The following is a 14,465-nucleotide window of genomic DNA, read 5'->3' as shown; positions in this document are numbered from 1 at the left end:
TGATGCTAAAAGTATTATTGCTCTTTGTGCTGTTGATCGCCGGGATCGTTGTCGGTCCAATGATTGCCGGTCATCAGGGCTACGTACTGATCCAGACGGATAATTACAATATCGAAACCAGCGTGACGGGTCTGGTGATCATTCTGATCGTCGCAATGGTCGTCCTGTTTGCGATTGAATGGCTGCTGCGCCGAATTTTCCGCACTGGCGCGCATACCCGCGGATGGTTTGTCGGTCGGAAGCGTCGTCGCGCCCGTAAGCAGACCGAGCAGGCGCTGCTCAAGCTGGCAGAAGGCGATTATCAGCAGGTTGAAAAGCTGATGTCGAAAAACGCCGATCATGCAGAACAGCCGGTAGTGAATTACCTGCTGGCGGCAGAAGCTGCTCAACAGCGCGGTGACGAAGCTCGTGCCAACCAACACCTTGAGCGTGCTGCCGAACTGGCCGGAAATGATACGATCCCGGTAGAAATCACTCGCGTTCGCCTGCAGCTGGCACGTAATGAAAATCACGCCGCACGCCACAGCGTAGATAAACTGCTGGAAGTGACGCCACGTCATCCGGAAGTGCTGCGTCTGGCTGAACAGGCCTACATTCGTACCGGTGCATGGAGTTCGTTACTGGATATCATTCCATCCATGGCAAAAGCGCACGTGGGTGATGACGAGCACCGCGCGATGCTGGAACAGCAGGCATGGGTTGGTCTGATGGATCAGGTTCGCGCCGATCAGGGCAGCGAGGGTCTACGTGCATGGTGGAAAAACCAGAACCGTAAAACCCGTCACCAGGTTGCCCTGCAGGTGGCAATGGCTGAACATCTGATTGAGTGTGACGATCACGATACGGCACAGCAGGTCATCATTGATGGTCTTAAACGCCAGTATGACGACCGCCTGGTGCTGCCGATCCCGCGTCTGAAAACCAACAACCCGGAACAGATAGAGAAAGTGTTGCGCCAGCAGATTAAAGCCGTCGGCGATCGCCCATTACTGTGGAGCACGCTGGGCCAGTCGCTAATGAAGCACGGCGAATGGCAGGAAGCCACGTTCGCCTTCCGTGCCGCTCTCAAACAGCGTCCAGATGCCTATGACTACGCCTGGCTTGCTGACGCGCTGGACAGACTGCATCAGCCGGAAGAAGCCGCCACCATGCGTCGTGATGGCCTGATGTTGACGCTGCAGAACAACAATCCCCCGCAGTAATTCCCTCTTGCCCGGTGACGCTTCGCTTACCGGGCCTACCGTTATTTCATATACACCAAATCATTCGAGATGCTTCGAGGCGACTTGAAGGATGAGGTGTATATGCATAAAAAAACGCCCGCTCTTTTGGAGCAGGCGTTAAACAGGTCTGTATGACAACATAAATGGGTGCTTCACTCAACGTTATGTCCATGGTGTTTGATGAGGCCAGAGCGACATCTGTCTGTGGACGATAAGCACCGTAAACGGCTCTGCATCATTCCTGAGTTTATGAGGCCAGATGGCGAACATAAGAGATGGAATGAGCATCTACCCGTATATTATTGCACAAGGCATGCCACGATTGCACTGCAAAAACAATGGAACCGGACTTTTTAAGAAATCAGGAAATTCGGGGAAATAAAGGCTGAGAAGGGAAAATCAGAAAACAAAAAACCCCGCCGAAGCGGGGTTCAAAATTGGTCGGCGAGAGAGGATTCGAACCTCCGACCCACTGGTCCCAAACCAGTTGCGCTACCAAGCTGCGCTACTCGCCGTTTTACTGCTTTTTGAATTTTTAGTTCAATTCTTTAAGTCGTGGTGCGAGGGGGGGGACTCGAACCCCCACATCCTAAGGACACTAACACCTGAAGCTAGCGCGTCTACCAATTCCGCCACCTTCGCATTTCACAACTTTAAATTAATGGGGTGGCTAATGGGATTCGAACCCACGACAACTGGAATCACAATCCAGGGCTCTACCAACTGAGCTATAGCCACCACTGCAAATCTTTTACGCGGTATTAAAACCACCGCAGCTCCGGCACCTTACTAAATGGTGCGCCCGACAGGATTCGAACCTGAGACCTCTGCCTCCGGAGGGCAGCGCTCTATCCAGCTGAGCTACGGGCGCTTAGCGCCGTTGCGGGGCTGGATATTACGGAGGTCTCGGTCTGCTGTCTAGTGCTTTTTTAAAATAAATTATCGTTTGGTCATGGTTTGTGCGTTTTGTCGCTTATTCCTGCAATTTTTGGGCTGTGCCATGACGATTCAGGCCAAAAACCTTATAAATGAGCGTCACGGCCAGTAAGAAGATAATGCCAACAAACAGCGACATTCGGGTATCTTCATTAAAGTACATGCCGATTAATACGCAAATCAGGAACGCCATCGTCAAATAGTTCGCCCACGGGAAAAGAATCGAGCGGAAAGGATGACTGGCGATCGCCGCTTTATGCGCCTGACGGAAACGTATCTGGCTTATCAGGATCACAAACCACGGCACCATCCCCGGCAGCACGCTGGCGCTATAGACATAAACGAACACACGCTGCGGGTTGGGAATGATGTAGTTCAGGCACGAACCAACCAGCAGGATCGCGATAGAAATAGCCACGCCGGCAACCGGCACGCCCTGGCGAGAAACTTTTCCAACAGCGGCAGGTAGCTGGCGATTCTTTGCCAGCGCGTAAAGCATACGCCCACAGCTGTACATCCCACTGTTACAGCCCGACAGCGCCGCCGTCAGGACCACAAAGTTAATAATCCCTGCCGCGGCGGTAATACCAATCTTGGCAAAGGTGAGAACAAACGGGCTACCGTTACTGCCAATCTCATTCCACGGGAAAATAGTGACGATAACAAAAATCGCACCGACGTAGAAAATCAGAATACGCCACAGCACTTTCCCTACTGCACTACGCAGCGTGACCTGCGGATTCTTCGCTTCACCCGCAGTAATGCCGATCAGCTCCACGCCCTGGTAAGAAGCCACGACAATACACAATGCCGTCAGGAAGCCCTTCCAACCACCAGCAAAGAAGCCGCCGTGCTCGGTCAGGTTGCCAAAGCCGATCGCCTGACCGCCATTACCAAAACCGAAGAAAATCACCCCTAATCCAATGACGATCATCACAATGATGGTGGTCACTTTAATCATGGCAAACCAGAACTCAATTTCACCATACAGGCGAACCGCGGCGAGATTTGCCAACGCAACCAGTCCGACAGCTATCAGTGCGGGTATCCATTGTGCCATTTCCGGGAACCAGAACTGGACGTACACCCCGATGGCGGTAATCTCCGATATCCCCACCGCCATCCACATAAACCAGTATGACCAGGCAGTGAGATAACCAAAGAAGGGGCTCATATAACGATGGGCGTAAACAGCAAATGAACCGGCAACCGGCTCGAGGAATAACATCTCCCCCATAGAACGCATAATGAAAAAGACGAACAGCCCGGCGACGATGTATGCCAGCAGAACCGAAGGTCCCGCCCATTTCAGGGTACTGGCGGCCCCCATAAATAGCCCGACGCCAATAGTCCCCCCAAGGGCAATTAATTCGATGTGACGAGCCTCCAGCCCACGCTGTAGCTCAGGTTTGTTCTCGGCCATAAATCCTCTTGTTGTGTTTGCATACTGTCCGGTATTACCGGTTCTCGTTATGGGTACATCTTGTTATGCCATAACAGGCCATACGGCACCGACCGCTTAACGGTTGGCGTCAAAAACACCACGGCACTGCAATGATTGTTGCGAATGGTTTCCTAAAATCGCTTAAATGGCAATTAAAGCATTCAAAAAATAAATAGATTGTGCGAGAAAGCAGCGATTATGTTGTGAATAAGTAGCGTAATTAGCAGATCACGCTACTTATCAAAGGAGGGAGGGCGTCAGAGGTTGCCGGTATAGTGCCAGCGGAGATAGCGTAATAAGCGAAGTTGACGAGTGATACGGCTTGGCTGCGACAATAAGCGATACAGCCACTCCAGCCCCAGACTCTGCCAGATTCGCGGCGCACGCTTAACGTGACCGGTAAAGACGTCGTAGGTACCACCGACGCCCATATACAGCGCTTCAGGGTGAATCTTCCGGCAGTCACGCATAAAGATCTCTTGTTTCGGCGAGCCCATCGCCACCGTCACAATCTGCGCACCGCTGGCGTGGATACGTTCAAACAATGCCTGACGCTGGTCCGGGGTAAAATAACCGTCCTGACTGCCTACAATGTTCACGCGCCACTGGGCACGCAGTTTGGTTTCCGTTTGCGCCAGAACTTCAGGCTTGCCACCAATCAGGAAAACAGGCGTTCCTTCCTGCCCGGCTCGCGCCATAAGCGCTTCCCAAAGATCAGCCCCAGCCACGCGTGAAACCTGCGCCTGCGGGAATTTTTTGCGCACTGAGCGCACCACGCTAATCCCATCCGCATATTTGAACTCAGCGGCGTTGATCAGATCCCGCACTTCAGGGTTATCTTCTGCCGTCAGCATCTTCTCGGCGTTGATTGCCACCAGCGTTCCAGGCCTGAGATGCCCCTCGGCAAACAGGTAATTTAGCGCATGCTGCATATCGCGCCAGCCAATCAATTGTAGCCCGCGCAGCGAGTAGAGTGGCGCAGTTGTGTTATCTGTCATTACGATCCTTCAATCTGTGTCCGGGGCAGCGATTTAATTCGTTTATGGATGAGTCCCGCACTATCGAATAGCCAAAACAGCAGTTTTGCCACCAGCAGACACACGCCGAAAATCACGAGGAAAAAGACCACTCGCGAGACAAACGAATCCAGCCCTTCACGTGCCAACACGATCATATTGAAAATAGCGCCAAAACAGAAACTGTGCAGAATCGCCGCCTTGTAGCGATTGGTTTCGCGGTTGCCTAACTCATACAGCCAGTCAAACCATTTGATGATGAGTCCAACGACAATCGCGCCTAACGGGATAAACAGCGCCCCGCCCATCACCACCAGTGAACCAATTAACGTCGGCGAAATCGCCAGACCTGAGTGGTTGTTCAACACTTCCCAGGTAAAGTAGTTCGCTGAGTTGAGGACAATACTCGGCCGCCCAGGCCACAGCCAGGAGGGGATAAAGACGTAGAAGTCACGGACAATCGGCGCCAGCCCCTGAAACTCAATATTGTGGTAATTTTGCAGCAACAGCGCCAGATTCTCCCAAGGCGAGAAGGTATCCCGCGTGAGGTACAGGAAGGTATAGAACGCCTCGTCGCCGCTAACGTTCATCCCATAGCGCTTCAGCGCCAGCCAGAACATCCCGACGATACCCAGCACGCCCGCGGCGGCCAGCATCCACAGCGAAATCCAGCCGCGAATGATGCCGATAAACAAGAAGATGGCAAACGCAATGATGATATTGGCGCGCGTCCCGCCAACAATCATATAGGTCAGCAAACCAAACGCGACGGTACTCACCAGGAAGAATAACCACGCTTTGCTATCCTGACGCAGGAAATAGACCACCAGCATTGCCGGAATGAAGAAGTAGAAGAAACGCTTCAGAGCGACGCCAGAGACTTCACTGGAAAAAATTTGGCTGTAGGATTGCAGCCTGAACAGCAGGAATCCGTTGTGCATAAAGAAGACGCCCACGCTCACCAATGCAATCGCCATCAGGATAACCCAGGTCAAATGCGCTTCAACGCGATTGATGGTAAATAGCGGCCTGCGTGGCTTATCCTCGACTCGCTTGCGAAGGCGTGTTTTATACGTCACGTAGTAGACGGCATAGAAACAGGCGGCTGACAGCAAGGCCTGCAGCAGGATCTCCGGCGGAGCAACTGCCACATCAAAACGGAACACCAGTATGCTGGTCAACGGGAACCCGAAGAAGAACGTCAGCAAAAACAGCAGTGAGAAGAAAACATTGAAGTTAAAACGCACGCGGCGGAATTCAAACCAGGTCAGCGTGGCGATAAACAAGGTGGAGAGCAGCCATACCACCAGCAGACCGCTAAATTGCATCAGGCTCATACGGTTTCTCCTGAAGCAATACGCAACGCGTTGTGCCACGGCTGCAGATAATTCGGGCTAAAGAAGGTGATTGAATTTTTATCTACCGATGCCAGCTGGCGCTGCGCTTCGCGTACGACGCCTTCATTGAGCTCATCAGTGGTAAATAACACCGGGAGATTCTGTTCCACCATATCCTGCCAGAAGGGATTTTCACGGTTGAGCACGCACGGGATACCGGCCTGAATCAGTAAACACAGGGTACCGATCCCCTGCTGACGGGCAAAAATAAAGTAACCCAAATCACACTGACGTAATAATGTCAGATAGGCATCAAATTCCAGCTGTTCACTTAAAATTTGCAGATTCTCAGCGCTAAACAATGCCAGGCCGGCCTGACGAACCTCGTCGATATAAGCCGCATTATTGGCGGGGTACCCCATCGGCACAATCACATTCACCGTGTCGCCGAACTGCTGATGGACGGCGCGTAGCGCGGCAATATGCTCATTGCTGCGATCGCCAGAGTTGCCAACCAGCACCGTCATCTTGCCGCTGCGCTGACACGCATTGCTCATATTATTGAGCGAGGGATCCATCCGCGTTGGGAAATAGAGCAACTCGCCACGCACGCGCGGATGCTGTTCGGCGAAATAGCTCAAATCACCCCGCGTGGCAAATACGCAGCCCACACGATTCTGCGCCATACGGCGAATGGGGTAAAACAGGCGAAATTTCAGTCCACTGGAGACTTCATATAAATCCGCGCCCCAGATATGCCAGTAAAACTGCTCCGGTTTAATTCCCCCGCTCAGCAGCGCTAACCACAGGCTGGTGTTGAACTGACCGTGGAAGAAAAAACGCTGTTGGCGATCCGCTTTTGCTTTCGCGATAACCGCTTCAGCCAGCGCCTTTTTCCCACCATAGAAGCTTAGCGATAACGCCGGGCAGTTCTCACTGAATCCGGCATCCTGACCTGCAACCATAAACGTGCGCGCGTGCTCGCTCGTCGCGGCCAGCGAGTCGTTGAAAAACCGCAGCACGGTTTGGTTATGGTGAGGGATATCCGATCCCAGAACGTGAATCAGTACAGTCATACCCGCCTACGCCAGAGTAAAAACACGCCACAACAAAGAGAGAAATAGACAATGTACGTTGCCATGTAAGCCTGTGCCGCGCCCAGCGCACCATGTGCAGGGATCAGCCAATGTGCAAACGCCGTCAATAACATGAACTGGCTAATTTCTGCCAAGATATAAAACCGCAGCGACGCTTTCGCGATCACCAGATAACCGAAAACATAGGCGCCGACTTTCAGCACATCACCGACCAGTTGCCAGGCGAACAGGTCGCGCATGGCGGTGAATTTAGCGGAGAAAAGCAGCCAGATAGCAAAATCGCGCAGTAGCCAGACGGTAAAGCTTGCGGCAGCAACCGCCGGCAGCACGAATTTCAACGACTTGATCACTTCGCGTGTAATGTCGCGCTTTTCAGTCAAACGCGACAACGTCGGCAGCAAGTAAACGCTGAATGAGGCGGTGATAAATTGCAGATAAGCATCGGAGATACTGCTCACCCCCTGCCAGATCCCCACATCATCCCAGCTGTACTGCGCCGCCAACAGGTTTCGCATCATCACGTATGCCACTGGCAGCGTTACGGAGGTAATCAGCGCCATCAGCGTAAACTTGCTTAACTGCCCTGCCAGACCGTTATCCCACGAGGGTTTCAGGTAATGCAGGGGGATAGTCCCACGCTTAATCAGCATTATAGCGGCAGGGATAGCGACCAGCGCAGGTACCAGCGCCAGGCCCAGCAAGGCGCCCTCATACCCTCCCAGGCGATAACAGCCATAATAAGCCGCTACGCCCACCAGGCTCCCCACAATCAACGACAGCGCGTTACCCGCCGCATCGCGGAAGCCCTTCATCAGCGCCAGCAGCAGGTTCGCCCAGGCTATGCCCATCTGCACCAGCGCAACCAGTCGAACCAGCCCCTGATAATGAGTATGACCAAATAATCCCTGACTGATAGGTGCGGCCGCCAGCAAAAAAATCACCGCCATCAGCGTAGAGAATCCCAGCACCATCGCGGAAGAGGTACCGACCACCTTACGGAGCCGGGCCGGATCGTCATGATGCTGCGCAACGTATTTCGTGACGCCATTGAAAATGCCGGCCCCCGCCAACACGCCAAGCACGGTGACCATCTGGCGGAAGTTACCCGCCTGCCCCACGCCTGCCGGGCCAAACGACACCGCCAGCAACTTCACAACCAGCAAACCTGCGCCAATTTTTACCAGCGTACTGGCCGCCGTCCATAAGGACGCTTTTGCAAGCGACATATCAGGCGAAGTAGTTGAGTAAGGTCGTAATGACTGTTCGCTGGTTCACCGGCGACAGATTGTAGAACAGCGGTAAACGCAGCAGGCGTTCGCTCTCTTTGGTGGTGTAACGATCAACACCGGCAAACATGCCGAATTTATCGCCAGCCGGGCAATCATGCAGCGGGATATAGTGGAACACCGCCATAATTTCAGCTTCTTTCAGGAAGTTAATCAACGCCGTGCGATCGTCGATATCGCGCAGTTTGATGTAAAACATATGGGCATTCTGTACGCAACCCTCCGGTATCGAAGGCAGCTCAATACGCCCGGCACGCGCCAGCGGTTCCAGGGCATCGTAATACTTTTGCCACAGCGCCAGACGCTGCTGGTTAATACGATCAGCCGCTTCCAATTGCGCCCACAGATAAGCCGCCTGCAGATCGGACATCAAATAGCTGGAACCGATATCACGCCAGGTATACTTATCTACCTGGCCGCGGAAAAACTGACTACGGTTAGTCCCTTTTTCACGGATGATCTCTGCGCGCTCGACTAATTTTTTATCATTAATCAGCGTCGCTCCACCTTCCCCGCCTGCGGTATAGTTTTTGGTCTCATGGAAGCTAAAGCAGCCGATGTGACCAATCGTACCCAGCGCACGCCCCTTGTAGGTCGACATGACGCCCTGGGCGGCATCTTCCACCACATACAGGTTATGTTTAGTGGCCAGCCCCATGATGGTATCCATTTCGCAGGCCACGCCCGCGTAATGTACCGGCACAATAGCGCGGGTTTTATCGGTGATCGCCGCTTCAATCAGCGTTTCGTCAATGTTCATGGTATCCGGGCGAATATCAACAAAGACGATTTTCGCGCCGCGCAACACGAAGGCATTGGCCGTCGAGACAAACGTGTAGCTCGGCATAATGACTTCATCGCCAGGCTGGATGTCCAGCAGCAATGCCGCCATCTCAAGCGATGCGGTGCAGGAAGGCGTCAGCAGCACTTTCTCACTGCCAAAATGCTGCTCCAGCCACTGCTGACAGCGACGGGTAAAGCCACCGTCACCACACAGTTTGCCGCTATTCATCGCAGACTGCATGTAATCGAGTTCAGTTCCCACCACCGGCGGTGCATTAAATGGAATCATCGTGTCACCTGTATAACCAATACGCGGTGCTTTCCACATTCGCACCACTGTGTATATAACGTTTAAGCGCGGCGGTGTTGCCCATTTGGGTCGCCACGCGCAATGTTGTTTTCCCGCGGGCCTGTGCCCAACAAAGCGCGGCCTGCATCAGTTCTGCACCCGCACCACGCCCGGCCAGCAGGCCAATTCTCGCCTCGGTCGCATTCAGTTCACGCAGCGAGACATAGCCACGAATCTCACCAGTCGGTTTACGAAAAACGAGGCACTGATGATCAAACGTCCCCAGCACCGCGTTTTCAATCCACTGTGCGTAGAAACGCGCGCTGGCATCTTCGGCATACCACGGGGCGCGAAAACGACTTTGCGCAAATGCCTGTCCTGCCAGATGGCGTAATACAGGGATATCCGTAGGTTGCGCGACCTGCGCACCGGGGTCGCCGCTGGCACACGTCACCGGTAGTACAAAATCGACTTCACCTTCTACCAGTGAGAACCCCAAATGCTGCAGAGCATCTAATTCATGGCTATTTGCGGCAAGTATTTTTGCTTGTACACGCGACCAGGGCAGCAACGCATCCGCAGTTAGAACCGGCGCGCGTTGGTCAAAACGGACAATGGCGCTATTCACGCCAAAGAACGTATTTTCCCAGCTAAGCGGCTCAATACTGGCGCGGACGAGCACGGAGCAGCTCCAGCAGGTATTGACCATAACCCGTTTTGGCCAGTGAACTGGCGGCACGCTTCACGCCTTCGTCATCCAGCCAGCCGTTACGCCAGGCGATTTCTTCCAGACAGGCTATTTTAAAGCCCTGGCGTTTCTCCACCGTCTGCACAAAAGTGCTCGCTTCAATCAAACTGTCATGCGTACCGGTATCCAGCCAGGCAAAGCCACGCCCAAGCAATTCAACCGTCAGATGTCCGTCATCAAGATACATCTGGTTGATAGACGTAATCTCCAGCTCCCCACGCTCAGAAGGTTTCACGCGTTTCGCGTATTCCACCACTTTGCTGTCATAAAAATAGAGCCCTGTCACCGCCCAATTAGATTTCGGCGCTTTCGGCTTCTCTTCCAGAGAGACTGCGCGAAAATTGTCATCAAACTCAACAACACCAAAACGTTCAGGGTCCATGACCTGATAGCCAAACACCGTCGCGCCTTGCGTTCTGGCGGCCACATGACGCAGTTTTGGACTGAATCCTTGACCAAAGAAGATGTTGTCCCCTAACACCAGGCACGATGGTTCACCGTTAAGAAACGTTTCACCGATAATAAAAGCCTGCGCTAATCCATCCGGGCTCGGTTGCTCAGCATAGTGCAGTTCAATGCCAAACTCAGATCCATCGCCCAGCAAACGCTGGAAATAGCCTTTATCTTCCGGAGTGGTGATAATCAGGATTTCGCGAATTCCCGCCAGCATCAGTACCGATAGCGGGTAGTAAATCATCGGCTTATCGTAAATGGGCAATAGTTGCTTCGATACGCCCCGCGTAATGGGGTACAGGCGAGTACCTGAGCCACCCGCCAGAATGATACCTTTCATGCGTTGCCTCCTCCGCAAAACCAGGCTGTTAGCCCTTCAGACCTAAACGTTCGCCCTGGTAACTGCCGTCCTGCACGGGTTTCCACCATGCCTGATTATCCAGATACCACTGCACGGTTTTGCGCATTCCACTTTCAAACGTTTCCTGCGGCATCCACCCGAGTTCACGCGCAATTTTTGAAGCGTCAATGGCGTAACGTAAATCATGGCCTGGGCGATCGTCCACAAAAGCGATCAAGTCGCGGTACTGCGCGATGCCCTGCGGTTTATGCGGAGCCAGCTCTTCCAACAGGCTGCAAACCGTTTCGACAACATCCAGGTTTTTACGCTCGTTATGGCCACCAATATTATAGGTTTCCCCAACCGCGCCCGTCGTCGCCACGCAATAGAGCGCCCTGGCGTGATCTTCTACATACAACCAGTCACGGATCTGTTGACCATTGCCATATACCGGCAACGGTTTGCCCGCCAGTGCGTTGAGGATCATCAGCGGAATCAGTTTTTCCGGGAAATGGTACGGACCATAGTTATTGGAACAGTTGGTAATCAGCGTTGGCAGACCGTAGGTACGCAGCCAGGCGCGAACCAGATGATCGCTGCTGGCTTTCGACGCGGAATAAGGGCTGCTCGGCGCATACGGCGTGGTTTCGGTGAAGAAATCATCTGTGGAATGGAGATCGCCATACACCTCGTCAGTCGAGATATGGTGGAAACGAAACGCCAATTTTTCCTCACTGGCTAATGTACTCCAGTAAGCGCGCGCTGCTTCCAACAGCGTGTAGGTTCCCACAATGTTGGTTTCGATAAAGGCGGCCGGACCATCAATTGAACGATCGACATGGCTTTCTGCAGCCAGATGCATCACGCAGTCCGGCTGATATTGTTGAAACACCCTGTCGAGCGATGCCCGATCGCAAATATCCACTTTCTCAAAGGCAAAACGGGAATTCTGCGCAACCGGCTCCAGCGACATCAGGTTTCCGGCGTAGGTCAGCTTATCGACCACAACCACCGCATCCTCGGTATCATGAATGATATGTCGCACAACCGCCGAGCCGATAAATCCCGCTCCACCGGTAACCAGAATTCGTTTCATTAGCGCCAGACCCCTTTGGTATCAACGATGTACTGCTGTTGAACCGCATCACCTTTGATGCCTTTAAATTCATTATGGTCAACCAACATGACCAACACATCAGCACGTGCCAGAGCATCGTCCAGCGTCGCCAGTTGGCAAATACCATCCAGTTTTTTCGGCAGTTGATGGATGTTCGGTTCCACCACCAGCATTTCGCCTTTGTGCCATTGCGCAATATTCTGCGCAATTCCCATCGCCGGGCTTTCACGCAAATCGTCAATATTGGGTTTGAATGCCAGACCAAAACAGGCAATTTTCACTTCGCTAGCCCGTTTGTTGGTATCCGCCAGACAGTCGGCTACGGCAGCCTTTACCCGATCGACCACCCAATGCGGTTTACCATCGTTTACCTCACGCGCGGTGCGGATCAATTTCGCCTGCTGCGGGTTCTGCGCCACGATAAACCACGGATCGACCGCGATACAGTGTCCACCTACGCCAGGGCCGGGCTGCAAAATATTCACGCGTGGATGGCGGTTTGCCAGGCGAATCAGTTCCCAGACGTTGATCCCCTGATCGGCGCAAATCAGCGACAGTTCATTGGCGAAGGCGATATTGACATCGCGAAAGCTATTTTCCGTCAGCTTACACATTTCTGCGGTGCGGGCGTTGGTCACCACACATTCGCCTTCGAGAAAGATGTTGTACAGCTCGCTGGCGCGCGCGGAACAGACGGAGGTCATTCCTCCAATCACCCGATCGTTTTTAATCAGTTCGACCATTACCTGACCCGGCAGTACGCGCTCTGGGCAATAAGCAATGTTAACGTCCGCCTGTTCACCGACCTGCTGCGGGAAAGTCAGGTCAGCCCGCATTTCTGCAAGCCATGCGGCCATCTGTTCAGTTGCCCCGACAGGTGAAGTGGATTCCAGAATCACCAATGCGCCTTTTTTCAAAACTGGCGCAATAGATTTCGCCGCGGCTTCTACGTAGACCATATCGGGTTCATGATCTCCCTTAAAGGGGGTAGGCACCGCAATCAGATACGCATCAGCATCTACGGGTGTCGCGCTCGCACGTAAAAAACCATTTTCGACCGCCGTTTTCACCACCGCACCCAGATCGGGCTCAACGATGTGAATTTCGCCGCGATTAATGGTATCCACCGCATGTTGATTTATATCTACGCCAATTACGTGTTTTTGACGGGAAGCAAAGGCAGCCGCCGTTGGCAGTCCGATATAACCCAACCCAATGACAGAAATGGTCGTAAAACTCATAGCGATATCCGATTATTTTTTAATGCATCTAAAATGCGGTCACATGCCAGCCCGTCTCCATACGGATTATGGGCGCGGCTCATGATCTGATATTCATTGTCGTCATGCAGCAAACGCGTGACTTCTTCAACAATCCGCTGTGGGTCTGTACCTACCAGACGTACAGTCCCTGCGGTAATAGCTTCCGGGCGCTCCGTTGTTTCACGCATCACCAGCACAGGTTTCCCCAGAGACGGCGCTTCTTCCTGAATCCCGCCGGAATCAGTAAGGATCAGCCAGGCGTGATTCATCAGCCATACGAATGGCAGGTAGTCCTGCGGTTCAATCAACACCACATTTTCAACGTGACCCAGGATGCGATTGACCGGCTCACTGACGTTAGGGTTCAGGTGTACCGGATAGACAATCCGCACATTTTGGTTAGACGCGGCTATTTCCGCCAGGGCATGACAGATTTGCTCAAAACCGAGACCGAAGCTTTCCCGACGATGACCGGTCACCAGGATCATCTTTTTATCAGCATCCAGGAAAGGATAACGTTCGGCCAGATCCGCACGCAGCGTCTCATTTCCCAGTACGCGATCCCGAACCCAGATCAACGCGTCAATAACCGTATTACCCGTGACGAAAATACGATCATCAGGGATAGCTTCTCGTAACAGATTTTGGCGCGAGTTTTCTGTTGGGGCAAAATGATACATTGCCAGACGCCCGGTCAGCGTACGATTAGCCTCTTCCGGCCATGGTGAATAGAGATCGCCTGTACGTAAACCAGCCTCTACATGCCCCACCGGGATGCGCTGATAGAACGCGGCCAGACTGGTAGCAATCGTGGTTGTGGTATCACCATGAACCAACACCACATCGGGTTTGAATTCAGCCAAAATAGGCTTTAACCCTTCCAGGATGCGGCAGGTTATTTCTGTTAGTCCCTGACCTGGCTGCATAATATTGAGATCGTAGTCAGGTACAATGGAAAAAAGATTCAACACCTGATCGAGCATCTCCCGATGCTGCGCCGTAACGCAAACTTTCGCCTCAAAATCAGGATCTTTTTCCAGCGCATGAACCAGAGGAGCCATCTTAATGGCCTCCGGTCGCGTACCAAATACAGTCAGTACTTTCACATCGATTCTCTTCGGATTGGCAGTGAGA

General features: G+C 53.0%; 12 protein-coding genes and 4 tRNA genes. 1 reads left to right on the top strand and 15 read right to left on the bottom strand.

Annotated elements, in window-relative coordinates:
- Positions 1-2 precede the first annotated feature (2 nt).
- On the top strand, positions 3-1,202 hold the full coding sequence (gene hemY, locus BZK42_RS23285; protein ID WP_016155120.1) for a protoheme IX biogenesis protein HemY: 1,200 nt from the start codon (positions 3-5) through the stop codon (positions 1,200-1,202).
- A gap of 459 nt (positions 1,203-1,661) precedes the next feature.
- Here the strand turns inward: hemY and BZK42_RS23280 are convergent.
- The 15 genes from BZK42_RS23280 to wecB all read right to left on the bottom strand — a co-directional run bounded on the left by BZK42_RS23280 (position 1,662) and on the right by wecB (position 14,437).
- A tRNA-Pro gene (locus tag BZK42_RS23280) sits at positions 1,662-1,738 on the bottom strand.
- Positions 1,739-1,779: 41 nt separating this feature from the next.
- A tRNA-Leu gene (locus BZK42_RS23275) sits at positions 1,780-1,865 on the bottom strand.
- A 20-nt stretch (positions 1,866-1,885) separates the two neighbouring features.
- A tRNA-His gene (locus tag BZK42_RS23270) sits at positions 1,886-1,961 on the bottom strand.
- 56 nt (positions 1,962-2,017) lie between these two features.
- Positions 2,018-2,094 (bottom strand) — tRNA-Arg (locus tag BZK42_RS23265).
- A gap of 102 nt (positions 2,095-2,196) precedes the next feature.
- Entirely contained in the window at positions 2,197-3,582 is a 1,386-nt protein-coding gene (thrP, locus tag BZK42_RS23260; protein WP_016155119.1) for a bifunctional threonine/serine APC transporter ThrP, read from the bottom strand.
- A gap of 278 nt (positions 3,583-3,860) precedes the next feature.
- Positions 3,861-4,601, bottom strand: coding sequence for a lipopolysaccharide N-acetylmannosaminouronosyltransferase (wecG, locus tag BZK42_RS23255; RefSeq protein ID WP_080860385.1), 741 nt, complete (start codon positions 4,599-4,601; stop codon positions 3,861-3,863).
- Complete coding sequence (gene wzyE, locus BZK42_RS23250) at positions 4,601-5,956, bottom strand: ECA oligosaccharide polymerase (protein WP_016155117.1); 1,356 nt, start codon at positions 5,954-5,956, stop codon at positions 4,601-4,603. Before wzyE ends, wecG begins: the two co-directional genes overlap by 1 nt.
- Positions 5,953-7,032, bottom strand: a complete 1,080-nt coding sequence (locus tag BZK42_RS23245) for a TDP-N-acetylfucosamine:lipid II N-acetylfucosaminyltransferase (protein ID WP_065554885.1) — start codon at positions 7,030-7,032, stop codon at positions 5,953-5,955. Before BZK42_RS23245 ends, wzyE begins: the two co-directional genes overlap by 4 nt.
- Complete coding sequence (wzxE, locus tag BZK42_RS23240; protein ID WP_047358753.1) at positions 7,029-8,279, bottom strand: lipid III flippase WzxE; 1,251 nt, start codon at positions 8,277-8,279, stop codon at positions 7,029-7,031. Before wzxE ends, BZK42_RS23245 begins: the two co-directional genes overlap by 4 nt.
- A gap of 1 nt (position 8,280) precedes the next feature.
- A complete protein-coding gene (gene rffA / locus BZK42_RS23235) occupies positions 8,281-9,411 on the bottom strand; it encodes a dTDP-4-amino-4,6-dideoxygalactose transaminase (RefSeq protein WP_046274884.1) in 1,131 nt (376 codons plus the stop codon).
- A 4-nt stretch (positions 9,412-9,415) separates the two neighbouring features.
- Complete coding sequence (gene rffC, locus BZK42_RS23230; protein WP_016157840.1) at positions 9,416-10,093, bottom strand: dTDP-4-amino-4,6-dideoxy-D-galactose acyltransferase; 678 nt, start codon at positions 10,091-10,093, stop codon at positions 9,416-9,418.
- Positions 10,071-10,952, bottom strand: coding sequence for a glucose-1-phosphate thymidylyltransferase RfbA (gene rfbA, locus BZK42_RS23225; RefSeq protein ID WP_016155112.1), 882 nt, complete (start codon positions 10,950-10,952; stop codon positions 10,071-10,073). The genes rffC and rfbA overlap by 23 nt, the downstream gene beginning before the upstream one ends.
- Before the next feature lie 28 nt (positions 10,953-10,980).
- Positions 10,981-12,048, bottom strand: a complete 1,068-nt coding sequence (rffG, locus tag BZK42_RS23220; protein WP_047358755.1) for a dTDP-glucose 4,6-dehydratase — start codon at positions 12,046-12,048, stop codon at positions 10,981-10,983.
- Positions 12,048-13,310 (bottom strand): UDP-N-acetyl-D-mannosamine dehydrogenase, encoded by a 1,263-nt coding sequence (gene wecC / locus BZK42_RS23215; protein ID WP_046274881.1) that lies wholly within the window; start codon positions 13,308-13,310, stop codon positions 12,048-12,050. The genes rffG and wecC overlap by 1 nt, the downstream gene beginning before the upstream one ends.
- Positions 13,307-14,437, bottom strand: a complete 1,131-nt coding sequence (gene wecB, locus BZK42_RS23210; RefSeq protein WP_080860383.1) for a non-hydrolyzing UDP-N-acetylglucosamine 2-epimerase — start codon at positions 14,435-14,437, stop codon at positions 13,307-13,309. Before wecB ends, wecC begins: the two co-directional genes overlap by 4 nt.
- Positions 14,438-14,465: the final 28 nt, after the last annotated feature.

The organism is Citrobacter braakii (assembly GCF_002075345.1).
In the GTDB taxonomy this organism is placed as follows: domain Bacteria; phylum Pseudomonadota; class Gammaproteobacteria; order Enterobacterales; family Enterobacteriaceae; genus Citrobacter; species Citrobacter braakii.
The sequence above is the reverse complement of the archived record's forward strand: the minus strand, read 5'-3'. Positions and strand labels throughout refer to the sequence as shown.